The 23123-nt window shown below is 70.2% G+C and carries 21 protein-coding genes; 8 read left to right on the top strand and 13 right to left on the bottom strand.

The window, feature by feature from the left end:
* The first annotated feature begins 103 nt into the window (after positions 1 to 103).
* Positions 104 to 571: a CVNH domain-containing protein gene (locus tag EDC64_RS11805; protein WP_132031502.1), complete on the top strand. Its 468-nt coding sequence runs from the start codon at positions 104 to 106 to the stop codon at positions 569 to 571.
* A 115-nt stretch (positions 572 to 686) separates the two neighbouring features.
* On the top strand, positions 687 to 1304 hold the full coding sequence (locus EDC64_RS11800; RefSeq protein WP_132031501.1) for a carboxymuconolactone decarboxylase family protein: 618 nt from the start codon (positions 687 to 689) through the stop codon (positions 1302 to 1304).
* A gap of 45 nt (positions 1305 to 1349) precedes the next feature.
* Here EDC64_RS11800 and ilvD read toward each other — a convergent pair whose 3' ends face one another.
* The gene (ilvD, locus tag EDC64_RS11795; protein WP_132031500.1) at positions 1350 to 3206 is read right to left on the bottom strand and encodes a dihydroxy-acid dehydratase; all 1857 of its coding nucleotides are present in this window, start codon (positions 3204 to 3206) and stop codon (positions 1350 to 1352) included.
* Positions 3207 to 3497: 291 nt separating this feature from the next.
* Here ilvD and EDC64_RS11790 point away from each other — a divergent pair, with 291 nt between their 5' ends.
* The 3 genes from EDC64_RS11790 to EDC64_RS11780 all read left to right on the top strand — a co-directional run bounded on the left by EDC64_RS11790 (position 3498) and on the right by EDC64_RS11780 (position 5663).
* Complete coding sequence (locus EDC64_RS11790) at positions 3498 to 4424, top strand: ring-cleaving dioxygenase (protein ID WP_132031499.1); 927 nt, start codon at positions 3498 to 3500, stop codon at positions 4422 to 4424.
* Positions 4425 to 4512: 88 nt separating this feature from the next.
* Entirely contained in the window at positions 4513 to 5148 is a 636-nt protein-coding gene (locus tag EDC64_RS11785; protein ID WP_132031498.1) for an alpha/beta hydrolase, read from the top strand.
* A 92-nt stretch (positions 5149 to 5240) separates the two neighbouring features.
* Positions 5241 to 5663: an OsmC family protein gene (locus EDC64_RS11780; protein ID WP_132031497.1), complete on the top strand. Its 423-nt coding sequence runs from the start codon at positions 5241 to 5243 to the stop codon at positions 5661 to 5663.
* Between the two features lie 87 nt (positions 5664 to 5750).
* Here the strand turns inward: EDC64_RS11780 and EDC64_RS11775 are convergent, their stop codons facing one another.
* Entirely contained in the window at positions 5751 to 6884 is a 1134-nt protein-coding gene (locus EDC64_RS11775; protein ID WP_132031496.1) for a zinc-binding metallopeptidase family protein, read from the bottom strand.
* A gap of 367 nt (positions 6885 to 7251) precedes the next feature.
* On the opposite strand from EDC64_RS11775, the gene EDC64_RS11770 reads away from it, so the two are divergent.
* On the top strand, positions 7252 to 8277 hold the full coding sequence (locus tag EDC64_RS11770) for a Gfo/Idh/MocA family protein (RefSeq protein ID WP_132031495.1): 1026 nt from the start codon (positions 7252 to 7254) through the stop codon (positions 8275 to 8277).
* Between the two features lie 33 nt (positions 8278 to 8310).
* Here the strand turns inward: EDC64_RS11770 and EDC64_RS11765 are convergent, their stop codons facing one another.
* Entirely contained in the window at positions 8311 to 8781 is a 471-nt protein-coding gene (locus EDC64_RS11765) for a peroxiredoxin (RefSeq protein ID WP_132031494.1), read from the bottom strand.
* A 316-nt stretch (positions 8782 to 9097) separates the two neighbouring features.
* On the opposite strand from EDC64_RS11765, the gene EDC64_RS11760 reads away from it, so the two are divergent.
* Positions 9098 to 12580, top strand: a complete 3483-nt coding sequence (locus EDC64_RS11760) for a YhdP family protein (protein ID WP_132031493.1) — start codon at positions 9098 to 9100, stop codon at positions 12578 to 12580.
* A gap of 7 nt (positions 12581 to 12587) precedes the next feature.
* Here the strand turns inward: EDC64_RS11760 and EDC64_RS11755 are convergent, their stop codons facing one another.
* The 6 genes from EDC64_RS11755 to EDC64_RS11730 all read right to left on the bottom strand — a co-directional run bounded on the left by EDC64_RS11755 (position 12588) and on the right by EDC64_RS11730 (position 18556).
* Positions 12588 to 14219, bottom strand: a complete 1632-nt coding sequence (locus EDC64_RS11755; RefSeq protein WP_132031492.1) for an acyl-CoA synthetase — start codon at positions 14217 to 14219, stop codon at positions 12588 to 12590.
* A 76-nt stretch (positions 14220 to 14295) separates the two neighbouring features.
* Positions 14296 to 14976: a ribulose-phosphate 3-epimerase gene (gene rpe / locus EDC64_RS11750; protein ID WP_132031491.1), complete on the bottom strand. Its 681-nt coding sequence runs from the start codon at positions 14974 to 14976 to the stop codon at positions 14296 to 14298.
* A 48-nt stretch (positions 14977 to 15024) separates the two neighbouring features.
* Positions 15025 to 16008: a class 1 fructose-bisphosphatase gene (locus EDC64_RS11745; protein WP_132031490.1), complete on the bottom strand. Its 984-nt coding sequence runs from the start codon at positions 16006 to 16008 to the stop codon at positions 15025 to 15027.
* Positions 16009 to 16083: 75 nt separating this feature from the next.
* Positions 16084 to 16518 carry a dihydroneopterin aldolase gene (gene folB, locus EDC64_RS11740; RefSeq protein WP_132031489.1) on the bottom strand — a complete coding sequence of 145 codons (435 nt, stop codon included), beginning with the start codon at positions 16516 to 16518 and terminating at the stop codon, positions 16084 to 16086.
* Positions 16515 to 17597 carry a hydantoinase/oxoprolinase family protein gene (locus EDC64_RS11735; RefSeq protein ID WP_132031488.1) on the bottom strand — a complete coding sequence of 361 codons (1083 nt, stop codon included), beginning with the start codon at positions 17595 to 17597 and terminating at the stop codon, positions 16515 to 16517. The genes folB and EDC64_RS11735 overlap by 4 nt, the downstream gene beginning before the upstream one ends.
* Positions 17594 to 18556 (bottom strand): ATP-grasp domain-containing protein, encoded by a 963-nt coding sequence (locus tag EDC64_RS11730; protein WP_132031487.1) that lies wholly within the window; start codon positions 18554 to 18556, stop codon positions 17594 to 17596. Before EDC64_RS11730 ends, EDC64_RS11735 begins: the two co-directional genes overlap by 4 nt.
* Positions 18557 to 18582: 26 nt before the next feature.
* On the opposite strand from EDC64_RS11730, the gene EDC64_RS11725 reads away from it, so the two are divergent.
* On the top strand, positions 18583 to 19275 hold the full coding sequence (locus tag EDC64_RS11725) for a HisA/HisF-related TIM barrel protein (protein WP_132031486.1): 693 nt from the start codon (positions 18583 to 18585) through the stop codon (positions 19273 to 19275).
* A gap of 11 nt (positions 19276 to 19286) precedes the next feature.
* Here the strand turns inward: EDC64_RS11725 and EDC64_RS11720 are convergent, their stop codons facing one another.
* The 4 genes from EDC64_RS11720 to EDC64_RS11705 are packed head-to-tail and all read right to left on the bottom strand — an operon-like array spanning position 19287 to position 23119.
* Positions 19287 to 20117 carry a triphosphoribosyl-dephospho-CoA synthase gene (locus EDC64_RS11720; RefSeq protein WP_132031485.1) on the bottom strand — a complete coding sequence of 277 codons (831 nt, stop codon included), beginning with the start codon at positions 20115 to 20117 and terminating at the stop codon, positions 19287 to 19289.
* Positions 20114 to 20992: an ATP-grasp domain-containing protein gene (locus EDC64_RS11715; RefSeq protein WP_132031484.1), complete on the bottom strand. Its 879-nt coding sequence runs from the start codon at positions 20990 to 20992 to the stop codon at positions 20114 to 20116. The genes EDC64_RS11720 and EDC64_RS11715 overlap by 4 nt, the downstream gene beginning before the upstream one ends.
* A 2-nt stretch (positions 20993 to 20994) precedes the next feature.
* Positions 20995 to 21969 (bottom strand): methenyltetrahydromethanopterin cyclohydrolase, encoded by a 975-nt coding sequence (gene mch / locus EDC64_RS11710; RefSeq protein WP_420808955.1) that lies wholly within the window; start codon positions 21967 to 21969, stop codon positions 20995 to 20997.
* Positions 21970 to 21988: 19 nt separating this feature from the next.
* Entirely contained in the window at positions 21989 to 23119 is a 1131-nt protein-coding gene (locus tag EDC64_RS11705) for an ATP-grasp domain-containing protein (protein WP_132031482.1), read from the bottom strand.
* Positions 23120 to 23123: the final 4 nt, after the last annotated feature.

Raw genomic sequence — 23123 nt, 5'->3', positions numbered from 1 at the left:
GGGCGGATTTGAAGGGGGATAGAATTCTGGAACCGGTCGATGCCGCGTCGCCGGGGACGAAACAACCGATTGTGCGGGCGGAAGCTTGCAAGGGGGACGGTCCATGCGTATCGCCATTTTTCACCTCGCCTTTTGCGCGATGGCCCTTTTCGCCGCCCCCGCTTCGGCCGAGCAACCGCCGGCGGGGACTTATCTCACCAGCTGCCAGGACGTGCGCATGGTCGCGGGCTGGCTCAATGCGACCTGCCAGGACCGGTCGGGCCGCTGGGTGCAGGCGACGACCGTGCCGTCCTGGTGCGCGTCCGGCAACGACATCGCCAATGAAGACGGGCGGCTGGTCTGCAAAAGCGGCGGGGTCGGCGCCGCGCCGAGCACAGGCGCCTTCGGCGCGGAACGTCCGCCGGCCGGATCCTATATGGCGACCTGCCGGGATATCCGCGTCTCGGCGGGCTGGCTGAAGGCCACGTGTCAGGATTCGCGGGGGCGGTGGGTGGACGCGACGACCGCGACGAGCTGGTGCGGCCCGGGCCGCGACATCGCCAATAATGACGGGCGGCTCACCTGCCGGTGATGCCTGCGGATTGCCGCCTCGGGTTGCTTGATGCGCGGCGAGATCGGCGGTTCTCTGACGGGCCGGACGCCGCAAGGTCGGCCGGCTCCTTCCCTCCCACGCCCGAGGTCCGACGATGAGCCGACTCCCCATGCTGCCCCGCGATCAGCTCGGCGAACTCGAACCGCTGTTCGCGCGGGTCGAGCAGCAGGGCGGCACCGTGCCCAATGCGTGGCGCATGATGGCCCACGTCCCGGACATTCTGCGCGCCTTCACCGATCTCGCTTATGTCACGCTACGGGTCGAGCGGCAGGTTCCGCCCGTGCTGAAATGGCTGGTCGCCCATGTCGCGAGCCGTGCCGCCGGCTGCAATTATTGCATGCTCCATGCGGTGGCGAACGCCGATGGCCTGCCGCAGGCGGCGGGCGAGCGGGAAAAGATCGATGCGGTCTGGGAATTCGAGACCAGCCCGCTCTTCACCGAGGCGGAGCGGACCGCGCTGCGCGTCGCGCTCGGCGCCGCTCTGGTGCCGAACGCCGTGACCGACGCCGATTTCGAGGCTTTGAAGGCGCATTACACAACCGAGCAGATCGTCGAGATCGTCGCCGTCATCGCTTTGTTCGGCTTCCTGAACCGCTGGAACGACACCTTGCAGTCGGAGCTGGAGGAGAAGCCGCTCGCTTATGCGGCCTCGCACGATCTCGACAAGCGGGGATGGTCGCTCGGCGCCCACGGCAAGTCCGAGCCGGCGTGACGGCCGCTGGCGCGGGACGCGCGACGGTGTCCCGCCCTTGGACCCTCAGCGCTTCAGCGCGGAGACGTCCCGCACCGCGCCCCGCGAGGCGGAGGTGGTGAGCGCCGCATAGGCCTGGAGCGCCTGCGAAACGATGCGGGTGCGGGCGGCCGGCTTCCACGCCTTGTCGCCCTTCGCCTCCATCGCGGCGCGGCGCCGCGCCAGCTCGTCGTCGGACACTTTGAGGTGGATCCGGCGGTTCGGGATGTCGATCTCGATCGTGTCGCCGTCCTCGACCAGACCGATCGCGCCGCCCTCGGCCGCTTCGGGCGAGACATGGCCGATCGACAGGCCCGAGGAGCCGCCCGAGAACCGCCCGTCGGTGACGAGCGCGCATTGTTTGCCGAGCCCCTTCGACTTCAGATAGGAGGTCGGATAGAGCATTTCCTGCATGCCCGGTCCGCCGCGCGGACCCTCGTAGCGGATCAGCACGATGTCGCCGGGGGTGATGCGGCCGGTCGAAAGGATCGCCTCCACCGCCGCATCCTGGCTCTCGAAGATGCGCGCCGGACCGGTGAAGGTGAGGTTGGAGGCGTCGACCCCCGCGGTCTTCACGATGCAGCCTTCCTCGGCGATGTTGCCGTACAGCACCGCGAGACCGCCGTCCTTGGAATAAGCGTGCGCCACATTGCGGATCACGCCGGCTTCGCGGTCGAGGTCGAGATCGTCCCAGCGGCGCGACTGGCTGAAGGCGACCTGGGTCGGCACGCCGCCGGGCGCGGCGCGGAAGAAGGTCTGCACGCTTTCGCTGCGGCTGCGCACGATGTCCCAGCGCTCCAGCGCCTCGGACATGGTCGCGGCATGCACGGTCGGCAGATCATTGTGGATCAGCCCGCCGCGATCGAGCTCGCCGAGGATCGCCATGATGCCGCCGGCGCGGTGCACGTCTTCCATATGGATGTTGGCGACGGCCGGCGCGACCTTGCACAGGACCGGGACCTTGCGCGACAGGCGATCGATGTCCGCCATGGTGAAGCCGACTTCGCCCTCGTTCGCCGCGGCGAGCAGATGCAGCACGGTATTGGTCGAGCCGCCCATCGAGATGTCGAGCGTCATGGCGTTCTCGAACGCCTTGAAGCTGGCGATCGCGCGCGGCAGGACGCTGGCATCGTCCTGCTCGTAATAGCGCCGGGCGAGATCGACGATGAGATGTCCGGCTTCGACGAACAGGCGCTCGCGATCGGAATGGGTGGCGAGCACCGAGCCGTTGCCGGGCAGCGCGAGGCCGAGCGCCTCGGTGAGGCAGTTCATGGAATTGGCCGTGAACATGCCGGAGCAGGAGCCGCAGGTCGGACAGGCCGAGCGCTCCATCACCTTCACGTCCTCGTCGGACACCCGCTCGTCGGCGGCGGAGATCATCGCGTCGATCAGGTCGACCGACTTGGTCTCGCCGGTCGAGAGGATCACCTTGCCGGCCTCCATCGGGCCGCCGGACACGAACACGGCCGGGACATTGAGGCGCATCGCGGCCATCAGCATGCCGGGGGTGATCTTGTCGCAATTGGAGATGCAGACCATGGCGTCGGCGCAATGCGCGTTGACCATATATTCCACGCTGTCGGCGATGATTTCGCGCGAGGGCAGAGAATAGAGCATCCCGTCATGGCCCATCGCGATGCCGTCGTCGACCGCGATGGTGTTGAACTCTTTCGCGACGCCGCCGGCCTTCTCGATTTCGCGGGCGACAAGTTGGCCGAGATCCTTCAGATGCACATGGCCCGGCACGAATTGCGTGAAGGAATTCACCACCGCGATGATCGGCTTGCCGAAATCGCCGTCCTTCATGCCGGTGGCGCGCCACAATCCGCGCGCGCCCGCCATGTTGCGGCCGTGGGTGGAGGTGCGCGAGCGATACTGGGGCATGTCCTCGAGACCTTTATTTCCAGTGCAGGGTGTTCTGCGGACCAATGTGTCGCACATCTCTTAGAGGGAATTCAGGCAGAGCGAAATCCTTTCGCGGACAGGGGTCGCGCTTCGGCCATGCGGGCGCGACATCCCCGGACAGGGCGCAGCGAGGGTCTGCCGCCCGGAGGCGGCGATGGCGCGGCGGCGCTTCTGCCAAAAACGATTGCAAGAATGCAATGAACATAAGATGGAAATCTGAATGAGCTTTCCTTAAATCAATGCTCACACCCCTTTCCGGAGGACATTCGAATGACCAACGGTATCCACCACGTCACCGCCATTTCCGGCCCCGCGCGGCGCAATCTCGATTTCTACCGCGGCGTGCTGGGCCTGCGGCTGGTGAAGAAGACCGTCAATTTCGACGATCCTGGCACCTACCACCTCTATTTCGGCGACGCGGCCGGCTCCCCCGGCACGATCCTCACCTTCTTCCCCTGGGAGCATGTCGCGCCGGGACGCCTCGGCGTCGGAGAGACCCAGGAAACCACCTTCCGCATCCCGGAAGCGGCGGTCGGCTATTGGACCCAGCGCTTCGTGGAGAAGAGCGTACCCCACGATGCGCCGGTCCGCCGCTTCGGCGAGACCGTGCTCGGCTTCCGCGATCCCGACGGGATGCGCCTCGCTCTGGTCGGGGTGCCCGGCATCGAGGCTGAGGCGGCCTGGTCGGCGGGCGACATCCCGGCCGAGCATGCGGTGCGCGGCTTTCACGGCGTCAGCCTGCTGGTGAAGGAGGCGGCGCCCACCGCCGCGATCCTCACCGACGTCCTCGGCTTCGCCGCGGCGGGCAGCGAGGGCGCCTATCACCGCTTCCGGTCCGGGACGGCGCTGGGCGGCGTGGTCGATCTTCGCGTCGCCGGGGACTTCCTGCGCGGCCGGCCTGGCGGCGGCAGCGTCCATCACGTCGCGTTCCGGGCGGCGGACGACGCCGCCGAGATGGAGATCGTGCGCCGGCTCGCCGAGCATCACGGGATCCGCACCACCGAGCAGAAGGACCGCAACTATTTCCGTTCGGTCTATTTCCGTGAGCCCGGCGGGGTGCTGTTCGAGATCGCGACCGACATTCCCGGCTTCGCCGTCGACGAGCCGGCCGCCTCGCTCGGTGACGCGCTGAAGCTGCCCGGCTTCCTGGAGCCCCGGCGCGCAGAACTCGAACGCGTCCTGCCGGACCTGTCCTGATCTTGCGGGCACCGCCCGGCCGGGCGGTGCCCCGTCTCACCCCGTCCGCGCGCTCCTCCGGGTGGCGCGCCCGTCGGAGGATCCAGCCATGACCACCGATACATCGATCCCCTTCGTCCATCGCTACGAGCCGGCGACCGAGCCCGGCCGCACGCCGCTTCTGCTGCTGCACGGCACGGGCGGGGACGAGAACGACCTCCTGCCGCTCGGCCGGCTCCTGTCGCCGGGCGCGGCGCTCATCTCGCCGCGCGGGCAGGTGCTCGAGAACGGCATGCCGCGCTTCTTCCGCCGCCTCGCGGAAGGCGTGTTCGACGCCGAGGACGTGCGCGCGCGCGCCGATGCCCTGGCCGATTTCATCGAGACGGCGTGCGCCCGCTGCGGCCATCCCGCGCCGATCGCGGTCGGCTTCTCGAACGGCGCGAACATCGCCGCGGCGATCCTCTATCGCCGGCCGCAGGCGCTGGCGGGCGCCGTCCTGCTGCGCGCCATGGTTCCGCTCGAAGAGGCGCCCGCGGGCGATTTGACGGGCAAGCCGGTTCTGATCCTTTCGGGCAATGCCGATCCGATCATCCCGGCCGCCAATGCCGAGCGCCTGGCGGCGCGGCTCGCGGCGGCAGGGGCCGAGGTCGAGCACCGCGTGCTGCGCGCCGCGCACGGCCTCACCCAGTCCGACGTCGCGATCGCGCAGACATGGCTCGCGCAGACCTGGCTCGCGGGGAAATGAGCGCCCGCCGTCTCACGCGCGCAGCGTTCGCATCTTAAATAGGAAGCGGCGGTGCGCTTCCCGCTTCCGCCGCCGAGAAAGAGGAGTGCTTCATGTCCACATTCGGATCCGCGGTCTGGTCGGGCGGCATCAAAGACGGCAAGGGCGCCATCTCGACCAAGAGCGGGGCGCTCGACGCCTATCCCTACGGCTTCGCCAGCCGCTTCGAGGGCAAGCCCGGCACCAATCCCGAGGAGCTGATCGGCGCCGCCCATGCCGGCTGCTTCACCATGGCGCTCTCGCTGATCCTCGGCGAGGCCGGCTTCACCGCCGAGCGCATGGAGACCAAGGCCGAAGTGACACTGGTGAAAAAGGAGGACGGCTTCGCCATCACCGCCGTCGCCCTGACCCTGCGTGCCAGCATCCCCGGCATCGACGATGCGACATTCCAGGATCTCGCGGGCAAGGCGAAGGCCGGCTGTCCGGTGTCGAAAGTGCTGAACGCCGACATTTCGCTCGACGCGGCGCTGACCTGATCCTCCCGCCTTCGATCCCGCGCCGGTGATGCGGGATCGAAGGCTCCCGTCCTGTGTCGGGAGCCGGTACGGCAGGGGCTTTTCGGCTCAGTCCGCCACGGCCGGCTCGCGCGCGGGGGCGCAGCGGGCGAGCCAGTCGGCTTCGCGCGCTTTGAGTGCGTCGGGGGTCGCGCGGATCAGGTCGTGGACGAACTGGAGCTTCTCGACCACCGGGGCCGAAAGGACGAAGGGGTAGAGGTCCGGCTGGCCCATCGAGCGGTTGACACTGTTGATCGCCACGGTCAGAGGCACCCAGGCCTCCACCAGATCCTCGGCGTCGCCGGCGCGGTACGGATCGAACTGCACGGCGACTTCGAGGTCGGCCGACTTGCGCACGCGCGGACGGACCTGGATGCCGAACGAGGCGGCGGTCTCCAGCGCGTCGGCCATGTGGAAATAATGCGCCCAGGTCTCGGCGAAGTCCTCCCAGGGATGGGCGGTCGCATAGGAGCTGATGAAGGCGTCCTGCCAGCCCGGCGGGGGGCCGCTTTCGTAATGCCGCTTCAGCGCCTCGCCATAATCCGCGCGCTCGTCGCCGAACAGGGCGCGGCACTGCTCCAGCGGTCCGCCGTCGGCGACCAGGAGGTCCCAGTAATAGTGACCCAGCTCGTGACGGAAATGGCCGACCGGGGTGCGATAGGGCTCGTTCATCGAGGTGCGGCGCTTCTCGCGCTCGGCATCGTCGGCCTCGGCGATGTTGAGCGTGATGAGGCCGCTGTCGTGCCCGGTCAGGACCGGCTGGGGCGCGCCATTCGGCGCCTGGCTGTCGGCGAGGAAATCGAAGGCCAGCCCGTGCTCGGGATCCTCCTCCCGGTCGCGCACCGGAAGCGCCCAGCGGCGCAGCGAATAGAAGAGGTGGCGCTTGGCCTGCTCGACCCGGCGCCAGAGATCGACATTGCCCGGTGTGGCGAGGTCGGGGACCGTGCGGTTGAAATGGCAGGCCGGGCAGAACGCCTCGCCGCCTTCCGGGACCAGCCAATTGCACACGTCGTGCTCGGCATTGGCGCAGAAGACATAGGTCGGGCCGGGATCGGCGAGCGCTTTGAAGCCGCTGCCGTTCGGGGCGAGGGCGGTCATGCGGGCCTGCGCCGGCAGGAAGCCGAGGCGGAAGCCGCAATTCAGGCAGGTGCCATTGTCGAAATGGATCGGGTTCTTGCAGTTCTGGCACTCGAACAGCTTCATGACTGCACCGCTTCCGGCGTCCAGCAGCGACCGTGCCGGACCCGTCCCGCATGAATGATAACACCGGACTCGCCGCTCGGGTGACGTCACCCGGCGGACCCGGCGCGCGCACAGCAGCACGCAGTGCCAAGACGATTGCCGAGCCAAGAGGTTCCCGCACCGGGCGGGTTCGCAGGGTTTTCTTCATGCCCGCCACCGCACGGACCCACAGCGCCGTGCTGTCTCGTCGCCGACCCGGATCAGGATGCCGAAATCCGGCGCGCGGGCAGGGGCGGCCGCCCCGTGCCGTCTCGCTTGGTCTCCTGGTTCCGGCTATGCCGTCGACCGGATCATTGTCGGTCGCCGCCTGTCACAACCGGGAGCCCTCATGCACCGCATCGCCATCGTCGGCCTGGGAATGGCCCATGCGCCGCATCTCGCCAGCCTGCGCGACCTCGCCGACCGTGTCGACATCGCGGCCTGCTACGCGCCGAGCGCGGGGCGCCGGGCGGCGTTCGCGGCGGCCAATCCCGATCTTCCGGTCACCGGCGATCTCGACGCCATCCTCTCCGACCCGACGATCGGCCTGATGCTCCTCTTGACCCCGCCGCGCACCCATCTCGACCTCGTCGAACGCTGCGCGGCGGCGGGCAAGCACGTGCTGCTGGAAAAACCGGTCGAGGTCGACCTCGCGCGGTCGGTGCGGGCCGTCGCGGCGATGGAGGCGGCGGACCGCCGGTTCGCAATCATGCTCCAGCATCGGTTCCGCCCGACCTCTCTGAAGGTCGCCCAGATGCTGGAAACGGGGGCGTTCGGCGCGCTGATTTCGGCTTCCGCTTCGATCCGCTGGTGGCGCCCGCCGGACTATTACGCCCAGCCCGGCCGGGGGACGCGCGCCCGCGACGGCGGCGGCGTCCTGCTGACCCAGGCCATCCACACGCTCGATCTGTTCCTCAGTCTGACCGGACCCGTGGCCCGCGTCGCCGCCATAACGGGGACATCGCCGCTGCGGGCCATCGACACCGAGGACATCGCCGCCGCTGCGGTTCAATTCGCCAACGGCGCGATCGGCACGATCGACGCGACCACCGTCGCTTATCCCGGCTTTCCCGAGCGCATCGACCTCGCCTGCGAGACGGCGACGGTCGTCATCGCCGCCGATGCCCTCGACATCTATTGGAAGGACGGACGGCACATCCATGTCGACGGCGCCCAGGGCGGCGGCGGCGGGGCCGATCCGATGGCCTTCTCCCACGCGGCGCACCGGGCGCTGATTGCGGACTTTCTCGATGCCGTCGAGACCGGGCGCGCCCCGCAGGCGAGCGGTCGCTCGGCGCTCGCCGTCCAGGCGCTGATCGACGCGATCCTCGCCTCATCGGTCGAGGGGCGGCCGATCGCGCTGGCGCCGGGCTGACCGGCGCGCGTCCGGCCGCCCGAGGCTCCGATCCTAAAGCGCCCGCGCGGCCGCCAGCACGTCCTCGGCATGCCCGGCCACCTTCACATTCGGCCAGGATTGGGCCACCGTGCCGGTCGCGTCGATAAGCAGGGTGGCGCGCTGGATGCCCATATAGGTCTTGCCATACATGCTCTTCTCGACCCACACGCCATAGGCTTCCAGCATCGCCTTGCCCTCGTCGGTCGCGAGCGGGAAATCCAGACCCTGCTTGGTCTTGAAGCGGTCCAACGCGGCGACCGGATCGGCCGAGACGCCGAGCAGGGCCGTGCCGGCCGCCGCGAATTCGGCGCGCAGGCCGTTGAACGCGATCGCCTCCTTGGTGCAGCCCTCGGTGTTCGCCTTGGGATAGAAATACAGGACCAGCTTGCGCCCGGCGAAATCGGCGAGCGACACGTCGCCGCCCCCGTCGCGCTTCAGGCGGAAATCCGGTGCCTTGCTCCCGGGCGTGGGTAACTGAGCCATTTGCCTTCCTTTCGACGTGTCTTCGTCCTAGAGCCCCAATGGCCCCACGGAATCGCACCGTGGGGACGCGAAAATTGCTTGGTTGAGACCGCTTCGATCGCGTGCGGGCGATTTTAGCGGGGGTTGAGGGCCGGATATGGCCGACCGCCCTTGAATAGGGGCGGATCGGGCAGTTGGATGGGTTCGCACCGTCGATCATTTTCGGGGCTCCCGCGTTTGCCGCGAAGGAGACCCGGTCGGGGGTGGGGATGGTACAGTCTGCTCCGCTTGGGAAGCCGGCGCGGGGGCGCAGTCGAGGCCGGAGGGCACAGGTAGGATGAGGGATGAGACGGCTGAGCTCAAGCCGGGCCAGCGCCATGTCCGCAGAGGCCGCCTTCGGGGACTTGCCGGGGCGCTGGTTCCGCGCGGCCGCCTCGCGAGAGTCCTCGTCTGGGTCCTGGTGTCGATCGTCGCATTGGCGGGCGCCGCCGCCGTCTCCCTTTATGGGCTGATCTCGGCCGGAATCCTCACCGCCAATCTCGCCACTCCCTATATCGAGCGCGCCATCGAGGAACGCCTCGGCGGCAAATATGACGTCATCATCGGCTCGACCTCGGTCGAGACCATGAGCCATGGCGCCACCGCCGTGATCGTCCACGACATCAGGGTGCTCGGCCCCGCGGACGAACTGATCGCGGCGGCGCCCAGCGCCGAGGTGGAACTCGACGGCAGCCTGCTCACCCTCTCGCCCAAAGCGCGCCGCATCGACCTCATCGGCGCCGAAATGACGGTGAAGATCGCCGCGTCAGGCGTGATCGCGGTCGCCACCGGCAAGGGCGCAAAGCCGCTCACGTCCAGCGCGCCGCCGCCCGCCGACACCTTGCCGCCGACCACGGAGCCCGGCGGCGCGGCGCAGGGCGTGCCCGCGGGCTCCGATCCCCTGGTTCAGCGCGCGCTCGCGACCTGGCTCAACGATCTCGATCGCGGCGCCTTCGACGGCGGTGCGATCCAGGATATCGGGCTGCGGGACGGCACGCTCAAGGTCGAGAACGAATCGAGCGGCCGCAGCGTCACCTTCCAGAACATCACCATCGGCCTGTCGCGCCCCGCGCAGGGCGGGGCGGTGGTCAGCTTCGCCTCCGAGGGGCCGAGCAGCACGGCGCGGCTGATCGTCAGCATCGGGCCGCTCCGGGACCGCGAACGCACCGTCGATCTGGCGCTCAAGGATGTCGCGACCCAGGATCTGGTCGCGGCCTTCTCCCAGGATTGGCGGCGCTTCTACACCGACATGCCACTCAATGCCTCGCTGCGCGGGCGGCTCTCGTTCGACGGGCGGGTGCTGGCGGCCAAGGCCGACGTGAATTTCGGCGCCGGCCAGATCGGCAATGGTGAGGACGTCCTCGAACGCTTCGTGCTCGATTACATGCGCGTCGGTCTCACGCTCGATCCGGCGCGCCGCGTCATCCTCATCGATCCGTTGTCGGCGGCGAAGAACGAGAACATCGTCGCATTGGCGGGCGAGATCGCGATTCCCGCGAGCGTCGCCTACGAATGGACCTACGGCCTGTGGCAGCAGAAGGTGGTGCTGGCGGGACCGGAAATGCCCGATCCGGCCTTGGTCATCGACAAGGTCGACATCAAGGGCCGCTATCTCCCCGGGCGCAAGCAGCTCACCTTCGACCAGGGCATGCTGTCCAGCGCCACCGCCGGAGGCCTCACTTTCACCGGGCTGGTCGACTTCGCCATCGCGCTCCCGACCCTCATGCTCGACGCCAATGGCGGGCGCATGCCGGCTTCCACCGTGCGCCGCTTCTGGCCGGTCTCGGTGGCGCCACCGGCGCGGGACTATGTGCTCGACAACGTCTCGGGGGGCACGGTGGAAGGGGTCAAGCTCGCGGTGAACATGCCGCTGGAGCTGATCGGCCAGAAGGAAGTGCCGCTCCCGGAAGATGCGGTCCGGCTGGAATTGTCCGGCACCGGATTCACCGTCTCCGCCATGGAGGGCGTCCCGCCGATCCGCGACGTGCGGCTCTCGGTGCTGGTCACCGGCCGGAGCGTGCGGGCAGACATGCCCGAAGGGGTCGTGATCACCGCGCAGAACCGGCGCCTCACCATGGCCGGCGGCACCTTCTTCATGGCCGATTATTTTCCCCGCGAGCCGAAGGCGCAGATTCAGGTCAAGATCACCGGTCCCGCCGATGCCGGCATCGAGGTCCTCGGCCTGGAGGCATTCAAGGGGCCGACCGGCACCGCCTACGACCCCTCCACCACGCGCGGCAAGCTGTCCGCTTTGGTGCAGATCAACATCCATTTCCGCAAGGTGCAGGATCCCGCCGACACCGATTATTCCGTTGAGGCCAGCCTCACCGATTTCGGCGTCGACAACATCTTCGCGGGCCAGCGCCTGGAGGGCGCGACCGTGACGGTCTTCGCCACCCCCGCCGGCATCCTGCTGCGCGGCGACGGGCGGATCGCGGGGGCGCCGGCGAGCTTCGAATACGAGAAGAAGAAGGACGTCGCGGACGCCGGCATCCGGGTCAATGCGACGCTCGACGATGCCTCGCGCGCCAAGCTCGGTATCCATCTCATCGCGGTGACCGGCCCGGTCCTGGTGCGGCTCGTCGGCACCACCGACAATGTCGCCACCAAGGCGAATATCGAGCTGGACCTCACCGGTGCGCGGATCATCGATCTCGTGCCCGGCCTCACCAAGCCGGCGGGCCGGCCTCTGAAGGCGCGCTTCGCCTCGACCGACGCCGGCAAGACGGTGAAAATCAACGATCTGCTCCTCGAAGGCTCCGGAACGCTGGTTCGCGGCGCGGTGGAGGTGGCGGATTCCGGCGACGTGATCGCGGCGAATTTCCCGGTGTTCCAGCTCAGCGACGGCGACCGGGCGAGCCTCGTCGCCAGCCGCGCGGGGGATGTGCTGAAGGTGCGCATTACCGGCGAGGTCGTGGATGCGCGCGGCGTGATGAAGAGCCTCGTCGGCAGCGCCAACGGGACCCCGCCGAAAGGCGGGCCGAAGCCGCGCAATCAGGACGTCGACGTCGAGGCGACGATCGGAGCGCTCACCGGCAATAATGGCGAGGTGCTGCGGCAGTTCGACCTCTCGGTCGGACGGCGCGGCACCGAGATGCGCAGCTTCACGCTGTCCGCCCGGGCGGGCCGCGAGGGCAGCGTGAGCGGCGATATCCGCACCGTCAGCGGCCGCCGGTCGCTCGTTCTGACGACGTCCGATGCCGGCGCGGTCCTGCGCTTCCTCGACGTCTACGCCAAAATGGAAGGCGGCGACATGTGGGTCGCGCTCGATCCGCCGCGCGGCGACGCCTCGCCCCAGGAGGGTTCGGTCAATCTCAAGGATTTCGTGGTGCGCGGCGAGCCCGGCCTCGACATCCTCGCTTCGGCCGCCCGCGACCAGAGCGGCCGGGCCGAGCCGGGAACCGCCGCCTTCCAGAAGGCGCAGACCAAATTCGTCCGCACGCCCGGCAGCGTCACCATCAGCGACGGCGCCATTTACGGCCCGGTGGCCGGGGCCACGGTCGACGGCACGGTGGACTTCGCGGCGGAGCGGATCGCGCTGCGCGGCACCTATGTGCCGGCCTATGGCCTGAACAATCTGTTCTCCAAGCTGCCGGTCATCGGCCTCCTGCTCGGCGGCGGACCGAACGAGGGGCTCCTCGGCGTCACATTCGAAATCGTCGGCCCGATGAGCGGCCCGCGCCTCACCGTCAATCCGCTCTCGCTGGTGGCGCCGGGCTTCCTGCGCAAGATGTTCGAATTCCGCGACACCACCATCGCCCCGCCGCCGCCGACGCGGTGACGCGCGCTCAGCCGCGGGCGCGCAGCTCGCGGCGCAGGATCTTGCCGGTCGCGGTCATCGGCAAGGCGTCGGTGAAGGCGACATGGCGGGGATATTCGTGCGCCGAGAGCCGTTCGCGCACATGGTTCTGGATCTCGGCGGTCAGCGCTTCGCCGGGTTCATGGCCGGGCTTCAGCACGATCCAGGCCTTCACCGCCTCGGTGCGCAGCGCGTCGGGCACGCCCACCACCGCGACCAGGGCGACGGCAGGATGCTTCAGGATGCATTCCTCGATCTCGCCCGGGCCGATCCGGTAGCCGGCCGAGGTGATGACGTCGTCGGAGCGGCTGACATACCAGAGATAGCCGTCCTCATCCTGCCGTCCGAGGTCGCCGGTGAGGAGGAAGTCGCCGGCATATTTGTCCGCGGTGGCCTGCGGATTGCGCCAATATTCCAGCATCATGACCGGGTCGCCGGTGCGGACCGCGACAATGCCCTCCTGCCCGGCGGGCAGTTCGCGCCCGGCCGCGTCGACCACCCGCACGTCGTGGCCGGGAATCGGCTTGCCCATGGCGCCGGGGCGGATCGGGAAATAGCTGGAATTCGACCCGACCACGAGGTTGCATTCGGTCTGGCCGTAAATCTCGCGCGCCTCGACGCCGAGCCGCTCGCGCACGAAGGCGCCGAGTTCCGCGCCGAGGCTCTCGCCGCCGGTCAGCAGCGAGCGCAGGACCAGGCCGGGATGCCGGACGTCGGCCTGACGCAGCAGCTTGAGAGCGGTCGGCGGCAGAAAGACGTTGCGCACCTTGTGGTCCGCCATCAGCGCCATCGCCGCCTCGGGATCGAATTTGCGCGCCCGGTGGGCGAGCACCGGCACGCCGAGATAGAGCGAGGGGAAGAGCACGTCGAACAGCCCGCCGATCCAGGCCCAGTCGGCCGGGGTCCAATGCAGGTCGCCGGGCTGCGGCATGCCCTCATGGATGAAGGTGATGCAGGGCAGGTGGCCGAGCAGGACGCGGTGGCCGTGCAGGGCGCCCTTCGGATTGCCCGTCGTGCCCGACGTGAAGATGATGATGGCGGGATCGTCCGGCCCGGTATCGACCGGCGCGAAACGGTCGGAGGCGCGGTCCAGCGCCGCGTCGAAGCCGCGCGCGCCGCCGCTGTCGGGGCCGGTGACGAAGACATGGGCGAGGTCGGGCAGCGCGTCCCGCACCCGTTCGAGCTTGGCGAGACCGGCAAGGTCCGTCACCAGCACCTTCGCGCCCGAGGCCGCGAGGCGGTATTCCAGCGCTTCGTCGCCGAACAGTGTGAAGAGCGGCACGGAGATCAGGCCGGCCTTGAAGGCGGCGAGATGGGCGATCGCGGTTTCGGGCGCCTGCGGCAGGAAGACCGCCACGCGGTCGCCCCGCACCAGCCCGGCGGCGGTGAGCACGTTGGCGAAGCGGTTGGTCGAGCGCGCGAGCGCGTCGAAGGAGATCTGCGCGATCGCGCCGTCCTCTTCGACGAAGATCAAAGCCGGCCGGTTCCGCCCGTCGGCCTGCGCGTCGGTGCAGGCGACGCCCATGTTGAAGCGCGCCGGGATATTCCAGCGGAAGGCGCGGACCGCGGCCGCATAGGGCGCGGATCCGGTGGGCGGGGACACGAACGCGGGGGCGGGCATCGGCGTTCCTTTCGCGGCCGTCTGCGCGGCCTGACGAAACAATCGGACGTTCTTTTTTATCCGCCGTCAAGCCGCCTCAGGCGACGAGGCCGATCGCGCCCGCCGCCGCCGCCCGGATCGCGGAAATGTTGGCGCGATAGCCCTCGATGCCGCCCTTGAACACCGCCGAGCCGGCCACAAGCACGTCCGCGCCGGCCTTCGCGCACAGCGCGCCGGTCTGCGGATTGACCCCGCCATCCACCTCGATGCGGATGTCGCGGCCCCGCACCATGTCGCGGATCCGGCTGATCTTGGGCAGGATTTCGGGGATGAAGGCCTGACCGCCGAAGCCGGGATTGACGCTCATCACACAGATCAGGTCGACCTTGTCGAGGACATAGTCGAGGCAGCTCTCATGCGTCGCCGGGTTGAGCGCCACGCCGGCCTTCTTGCCCAGCCCGCGGATCACCTGCAGGCAGCGGTCGAGATGGTCGGTCGCCTCGACCTGGACCGTGATGATGTCCGACCCCGCCGCCGCGAAGGCTTCGAGATAGGGCTCGACCGGCGCGATCATCAGATGGGTGTCGAACACCTTGTCGCTGTGGCGGCGGAGCGCGCGGATCACGTCCGGGCCGAAGGTGATGTTGGGCACGAAATGCCCGTCCATGACGTCGAGATGGATATAGTCCGCCCCCGCCGCCGCGACGTCGCGCACCTCCTCGCCGAGGCGGGAGAAGTCCGAGGCCAGGATGGAAGGCGCGATCAGCGGCGTGGTCATCGTGTCAGCTCCGGGGACAGGCCCGATATAGGATCGCGGCGGCCGGTCTCAATAATAGGACGCGATCTTCGCCACCTCGTCGCGCGAGCCGAACACCAGGGGGATGCGCTGGTGCAGCTTCTCGGGCTGGATGTCGAGGATGCGGGTGGTCCCGTCGGTGGCGGCGCCCTTGGCCTGTTCGGTGACGAAGGCGACGGGGTTGGCCTCGTAGATCAGCCGCAGCCGGCCCGCCGCATAGCCCTTCCGCTTGTCGCCGGTATAGAGATAGACGCCGCCACGGGTGAAGATGCGGAACGCGTCGGCGACCATGGAGCCGACCCAGCGCATGTTGAAATCCTTGCCGCGCGGCCCGTCCTTGCCGGCGAGGCAATCGTCGATATAAGCGCGCATCGGCGTGTCCCAATGGCGCATGTTGGACTGGTTGACGCCGTATTCCTTCGTCTCCGCCGGGATCTCGACGGCGGCCACGGCGAGCAGGAAGTCGCCGCTCGCACGGTCGAGCGCGAACACCTGGGTTCCCGCGCCCAGCGTCGAGACGAGAACGGTGGACGGGCCATAGACCAGAAATCCGGCGGCGAGCTGGGCGGCGCCCTTCTGCATCAGCGCGTCGGCCGGATCTGGAAAGCGCGCGGCCTCGTAGGGCAGGATCGAATAGATCGTGCCGACCGAGACATTGGTGTCGATGTTCGAGGAGCCGTCGAGCGGATCGACCGCGACCACCAGCGTGCCGGCCGCGTTCAGCGGGATCGGCGTCTCGCTCTCTTCCGAGCCGAGGAAGGCCACGGGCGCTTGTTTCAGCTCGGCGATGATCGCCTCTTCGGCGATCACGTCCAATTCCTTCTGGGTGTCCCCGCCGGCATTGGGATCGGCGCCGCGCACTTTGGCGAAATGGTCGGCGAGGGGACCTTGCGCCACCAGATCGGCGATCGCCACGCCGGCTTGCGCGATGCGCGCGACGGCGGCGGCCACCGCCTGCTTCTGCGCGTCGTCGCCCGCGAAATCGCGCAGATAGGCCTGAAGGGTCACGCTCACCTTGGGTCTCCTCTTGCCGGGTCCGGCGCTTTATGGCGCATGCCGGCGGAGCCGTCGAGGTGGGCCGTGCCCGGATCAGCGGCGGCGCAGGATGTCCACGCCGACATCGCAGAACAGGCCGGTGATCGGTGCCGCCGGCTTGTGCACCACGATCCGCACCTGATCGATCTGCGGAAAATGATCCAGCAGGCGGGTTGCGATCCGTTCCGCCAGGGTCTCGATGAGATGGACCGTGTCGTCCTCCATCACCGCGCGGACATGGTCGTAGACGTCCTGGTAGGAGACGGTGAGCGCGACATCGTCGGCCCAGGCGGCCGGGCGGGTGTCGATCCACCATTCGGCATCGACCACGAAGCGTTGGCCGAGATCGCGCTCGGCCTCCTTCACGCCATGGCGCGCGAAGAAAGGCAGGCCGCGCAGGAAAAGCCGGTCGGTGCGCTGCGGCGCTGCGGCGGCGCGCGCTTCGGTTTCGGCCGTCGCGAGGGCTGCGGGATCTGTCGGGTCGGTCATGGGATCGCGTCGAGCCTCGGTTCGGGGCGGGAAAACAGTCCGGCAGCGTGCGCGAGCCGGCCGACCGCCACGGCCGGGGCGCAGGCCGCGGCGCCGGCGGACAGCGCAGCATCTTCGCTCAGAAGCGCCCCGGCATCCAGATAGCGCCGCTCGGCCCGGACCGCCAGCCGCGTCGCTAGGCCCGCGCCCACGCCCGCGCCGAGGATCGCGGCCTCCGGTCCGACGGCGCCGGCCGAGATGATCTGCGCGAGCGCGCGCGCCAGCATGTGCATCTGCTCGGCAGCGGCGGCAAAAGCGAGTGCGCGCGCGGGGCGAAGCGCGGCGGCATTGGTATCGGCGGCGGCGAGATCGCGTCCGACCATCCGCAGCAGCCGCCGCGCACTGGCCGCGCTGGTTTTCGCGCCCCCATCGGCGGCCGGATGCAGATCGGCGCCGTCCGGCAGGTCGCCGGTGAGCCGGTGGATGTCGGCGGTGGTGGCGAAATGCTCGGCCATGAGCGGCACCATCCGGCCGTCGAACGGCAGGCATCGCGCCAGCGCCATGACCGGCGTGCGGGCGATGCCGGAATAGACCAGTTCTCCGGCGTCGAGCCGCTCCGCATCGGAAAACCCCCGTGCGGCGACCTGCCCGCCGGCGAGCGGCACGATGTCGGTGGTGGTCGAGCCGATATCGATCAGAATGCCCTCCGGCACGGCGCGCGCCAGAGCGGCGGCGGTGGCGTGCCAATTGGCGGAGGCGATGCGCGCGGCATGGCGCCCGGCGGCGGACGGCGCGACGAAGCCGTCCGGCCCGGCATAAAGCGCGAGATCCGGGCCGAGCCGGTCCGCCAGCGCCGCCGCCAGCGCGGCGACGCCGGTCGCGCGGTCCGGCCACAGATCGACCAGTTCCCCGGTCATGGTGGCGGCGCTCGGCACGTCTGGCGTGCCCAGCGCGTCGAAGGCGGCACGCAATTCGTCGAGCCCGCGCCAGAGCGCGCAGGGCGCGATGTCGGTGCGCAGCAAACGGCCGTCCGCGGCGAAGGCGGCACGTTTGAGATGGGCGCCGCCGACGTCCCAGCCGAGCGCCGCGACGGCGCTCATCGCACGCTGATCTCGACCGGCACCGCGCGCGGCAGATGCGGCACCGCGGGCGGCACGCCCGCGCGGATCAGTTCGGGAAGGAAAGCCGCCGGATTGACGCCGAGCGCGCGGTGCAGCCCGGCATAAGCCGTGGTCACCCGGGGATTGATCTCGACCACGATCGGACCCTCCGGCGTCAAGATCAGATCGATGCCGACGATCCCCGACAAACCGGGGCAGGCGGCGGCGACCGATGCGGCGAGCCGCGCGAGCGCACCGTCCGGGTCCGCGATCCCACCCACCGTGAGCCCCGTCAAGCTGAGGCGGCCCTCCGCTTCGCGCAGATGCTGGCGGTTGGCGCACAGAAGCGTGACGCCGTCCGGCCGGCACAGCACGGTGAGGCTCGCCGGCGCGCCCGCGACGAAGGGTTGGACCACGAAGCCGGGGCGGGCCGGCGGCAGCGATCCGGCCGGCCAGATCCGCGTGTCCACGGCGCCCGCGCCGTCGTCCGGCTTGGTGACGCACGGGCCGTCGAAGAGGGGTCCCGCGCCGGCGGGAAAGGTCGGGATGACGGGAAGGCCGGCCGCCGCCAGCCGCGCCGCGGTGCGCGATTTGCTCGAAGCGATCGCGATCGCGTCGGGGTGCGAACCGATCACCCGCGCGCCGCTCGCGCGCGCCAGCGCGATCAAGCGGGCGAGGAGGCCGTCGGTCTCGGGGGCGAGCGGCCACACCACCTGCGCGGTGGCGCACAGGTCCGCCCAGACCGCCCAGGGATCTGCGTCCTGCGCGATCGGGCGGCTCTCGCGCGTCGGTGGCGCAAGCCGGTCATCATGGCACAAAGCGACGGTGACGCCGGGCAATTGTTCGAGATCGGCCACCATCGCGTCGCGCATCAGCGTGCCTTCCGGCAGCAGCGCCTCCGGCAGAGGCTTGCCGGCGCCGCCGCCGGATGTCAGGAACTCGCACACGAACACGCGCATCGCGTTTCTTTCCTCGGTGGCCATCCATGCAGGTTATCCCGGTCCTCGATCTTCTGGGAGGGCAGGTGGTGCATGCCCGGCGCGGCGCGCGGCATCTCTATCGTCCGGTCGTCTCGCGCCTCGCCGATGGGGCCGATCCGGCGGCGCTGGTCGCGGCCCTGCTGGCCCTCGCACCGTTCCGCACGCTCTATATCGCCGATCTCGACGCGATCGCCGGCCGGCCGGGCCATGGGGCCGCCATCGCCGATCTCCGCCTGCGCTTTCCCGGCCTCGCGGTGTGGGTGGATGCCGGCGAGAGCGATCCGGTTGCGCTCGCGCGGCGCCGCGCGGCGGGGCAGGGGACGCCGGTGGTCGGCAGCGAATCGCTTGTCGGCTGGGCCGCGCTGTCCGCCCTGTCGGGCAGCGATTTCGTCCTCTCGCTCGATCGCGGCGCGGACGGGCCGCTCGGGCCGGAAGAGGTGCACGAGGATCCCGCGCTCTGGCCGGAGCGGGTGATCGCCATGACGCTGGCCCGCGTGGGTTCGGGTGCGGGGCCGGACCTCGACCATCTCGCCGCGCTCGCCGACCGCGCGCCGGGCTCCAGGATCTTCGCGGCGGGGGGCGTGCGTGGCCGCGACGATCTTACGGTGCTGGCGCAAGCCGGCCTCGCCGGGGTGCTGGTGGCCAGCGCGCTGCACGACGGGACCCTCGGCGCGGCGGATCTCGCGCCCTTTCTCTGAACCGGTCGGCCTCACGCGCCGGACGCCAGCAGCGCGGCGGCAAGCAGGCTCGCGACGGTGAGATCCGCGCTCGTGCCGGGATTGAGGCCGCGCGCCTTGAGGGCGGCGTCGAATGCGAGGAGACGCGCATGGCGTGCCGCCGGCGGGAGGTGCTCGGCTTCGACGCACACCGCTTCGGCCTCCTCCCGCAACGCCAGCGCGACCGCCGGTCCGTGCTTGCGCGCGACATGGCTGTCGGGAAAGGCGCGCAGAAAGGCGAGATAGACCTCCTGCGCCGGAGCGCGCCCCGCCGCTTGCTCCCGCTGCGCGACGGGCACGCCGCGCGCGAAGACGTCGGTGAAGGCGCACGCATATTGCAGCGCGACCCGGTCGCGGTCGGCGGCGAGCGCCATGGCGGCCTTCAGGCCCATGCGCGCCGGCGCCCGCACGTCCGCCTCCCGCGCGGTCCCGAGCCCGCCGGGATTGGCGGCGGCGATGGCGCGGAACACGGCCGCGGCCTCCGCAATGCCGAGGCCGTCGAGGAGCGCGGCGAGGCGCACGTGCAGATCCCCGCCTTCCGTCTGGGCGGCGGCGAGCAGCGGCGCGGCGAGCAGAACGATGCCGAGATTGGCGTTGCAGCCGGCGGCGGCGAGCGAGGCCAGGGTCGCGGCCTCGATGCGCGCCCCGACATCCTTTGCGGGATCGCAGAGCGGTCCGGCGGCGGCCGCCGCCGCGCGCTCGAAATGCGCGACCTCCATGCCGTGGCCCGGCGCATGGACATGGACATTGCCCGGCTTCAGCGCGTCGAGTTCGGCGCGGCAGGCCGCCTCGAACAGGCGGGCGGCATCGGCCGCGCCGATCATGCCGCCGTGCCTGCGAGCAGCGCGGCGATCGGCTCGGCCATGTCCCGGCCGGTGGCGGCATGCAACCCGCTCCAGGCCGGCATCGAATTGACCTCCAGGATCTGCAGCGCGCCGTCCGCGCCGCGGATCAGGTCCACCCCCGCCACATCCGCACCGACGGCTTCGGCGGCCGCCACCGCCAGCGCGGCGAGGTCGCCCTCCGGGTCGATTGCGACGCCCTGCGCGCCCTGGTGGATATTGGTGATCCAGCCTTCCGCCTCGCGCCGCATGGCCGCCACGGCGTGCCCGCCGATGACGAAAACGCGGAAGTCGCCATGCCCCGCTCCGGCCGGCGGGACGAAATCCTGGAGATAATAGACGCCCGCCACCTCCTCCGGGGGCGGAACCCGTGCCCCCGGCGCAAGGCGCTTCAGGCCGCGCCCCTGGGCGCCGAACAGCGGCTTCAGCACCATGTCGCCCGGCGCGGCATCGAGCGCGCCTTGCGCCGCTTCGGCCGCTTCCAGGACGAGGGTGCGCGGGGTCGGCAGGCCGGCACGGGTGATCAGGAAGGAGGTCATGCTCTTGTCGACGCAGCGCTCGATCGCCCGCGCATCATTCACCACCCGCACCCCGGCCTCCCGCAGCGCGTGCAACACGCCGAGGCGCAGGGTGATCTGCTCGGTCGTGCCGTTCGGCAGGATGCGGACGAAGGCGGCGTCGGGCAATTCGTGCACGAAACCGGGCAGGCAGAGGCCGTGGGGCGCGGCGCCCACGGCGAACCCGCAGGTTTTGAGCGACAGGACGTGCACCGCGCAGCCCCGGCGGCCCAGAGCAGCGGCCAGCCGGCCGACATGCCAGTCGGCGGCCTCCGCGAAGATGGCGATGCGCGCGGCCAAGCTCAGCCGCCGAACGAGCGGGCGACGAGATGCGGATCGAGGGCGCCGGCCGAGAAGCTCGCACCGTGCTCGATCGCCGTCACGGTGACCCGCGCGGGCGAGAAGAGCAGCGGATCGATGCGGTAGAAGTCGCAGTCGCAGGCGGCGAAGATCTCCGCGAAGGGCCGGCCGTGGTCGCGCGACGCGCAACTGGGGAGGGCTTCGGCGAGGTCGCGCGCGGCCGCGGCCGGGCCGCCGACATAAAGCTGCACCTCGCCGCCATAGAGGCAGGCATCGTTGGTGCGTCCCATGGCGGCGATGAAGTCCGGGATCGGCGGCGGCACCGGCGCGCTGCCCCGGCCGTCCCAGATGTCGCTCAAGGGAAAGCCGAGCGCATGCGCCTTGTGGAGGGCGACCTCCAGAATGCGGGCGACGATCTGCACCGTGCCGGCGAGGCTCGCGGTCGGCGTGAGGATCAGGGTGACGCGCGCCGGATCGGCCGCGCAGGCGGCCGCGATCTCCGCGACCACCGCCTCGGGCGGCACCGCGGACGTCTCCAGGACCAGCACCGGGTCCCCGCCGGTTTCGCTTATGCCGAGTTCGGCGAACAGCGGTTCGCACGCGGCGAGGGCGCGGGCCGGTCCCGAGCCGAGCGCGAAAAAGCCGCCGGAGGCGAGCTTCCAGCCGGCATATTGGCTGGCGAGGCAGGCGCGGACGGGATCGCTCGCGCCGACCTCCACCAGGGTGGTGAAGGGCGCGAAGCGGTCGGAGGCCTGGAACCGCACCTGGCCGATCCCGCCCATGCAGATCTCGGCGATGCGGCGTCCCGCCTCGAGCGAGCCGCGCGCTTCGATCCCGCCATCGACGATCCGCGCGCCGAGCTGCCCCTGCGCGACGCCGAGGCGCAGCGGCGCGGCATCGGCGACCAGCGCCGCGACCAAAGGCGCGGTGCGCGCGGCGAAACCCGGGCTCACGGACGCACCGACGCACCGGCGCAAAGGGGGCGCGACGGGTGCCTCATTGCGGCGTGCCGGTCTCCGGCAGGCCGAGATGGCGGCGCATCGCGTCCAGGCCTGCAGCCAGTTTGGCGCGGGCGGCATCGACGCTCGGCCCGCGGGCATGAATGGTGCACACCGGCGCGCCCTGTGGGATCACCGCGCCCGGCGCAGTCCTGTCCTTGGCCTCCGCCGGCCATTCCCCCTGCGGCACGATGATCTGGCGGTCGGCATAAAGGATGGCGGCCGCCGATACGTCGCGCGGCGCCGGCAGGGACGGCGGCAGCTTGCCGCCGCACGCGGCGAGGTGCAGCGCGAGAAGCGGCGGCATCGGGTCGACATCGAAGATTTCGAGGCTGGCGCCGGGGCGCGGATTGACCTCCAGCAGCCACCAGGCCTCCGGCGCGAGCAGGAGGTCGAACGAGACCAGGCCCACCAGGCCGCACACGGTCGCGATCTTGGTGGCGGCGGCGAGGATTTCCGCCCCATGGCCGTGCGGCAGCGCCACCGGCCCCGCCACGCCGCCGAAGCGGAACGGCTGGTCGTCCGAGGGGTCGGTCCATTGCCGGCTGGCGCCGACCACCCGCACTTCGCGGCCGTTCGAAAGCAGAAGCAGCGAATAAGGCACGCCCGCGACCTCGCGCTGGAGATAATGGCCCTCTTGGGGGGGGCCCGTTTCGTCCGGCGCGCGGCGGCGGATATGCTGGCCGCCCCATCCGCCGATGCGCCGCTCCAGCAGGGCCGCGCCGGAGAGCGCGCCGGACGGCGCGTCGAGCGTGACTTCGGGGAAGGGGATGCGCAGATGGCCGCACAGCGCGGCGAGGGCGAGCGGATCCTTCACCACCCGCACCGTCTCCGCCATGTTGCCGAGGATGGGATTGCGAACCCCGACCCGGCTCATCAGCGCCGTGTCGTGCTCGAACCCGCCGCCGAGGACGACGGGCAGGCCGGGCGGCGACAGCGAGGCGAGCGCCTGGATCAGGTCGTCGCCGTCGAAGGCGTAGCCGTTCTTCTTGTGCACGCGCACACAGCGTGCCGCATGGGCGCAGGTGTCGAGATCCGCGAACAGATCGAGCGAGAGCACGGCCAGCCCGGCGCGCGCCGCGCTGGCGGCGAGCGGGCGGGCGGAAAGGGCGATCACGGCAAGGTCCACGGCG

The organism is Aquabacter spiritensis (genome assembly GCF_004346185.1).
Taxonomy (GTDB): domain Bacteria; phylum Pseudomonadota; class Alphaproteobacteria; order Rhizobiales; family Xanthobacteraceae; genus Aquabacter; species Aquabacter spiritensis.
This window is presented reverse-complemented; position numbering and strand designations above follow the sequence as displayed.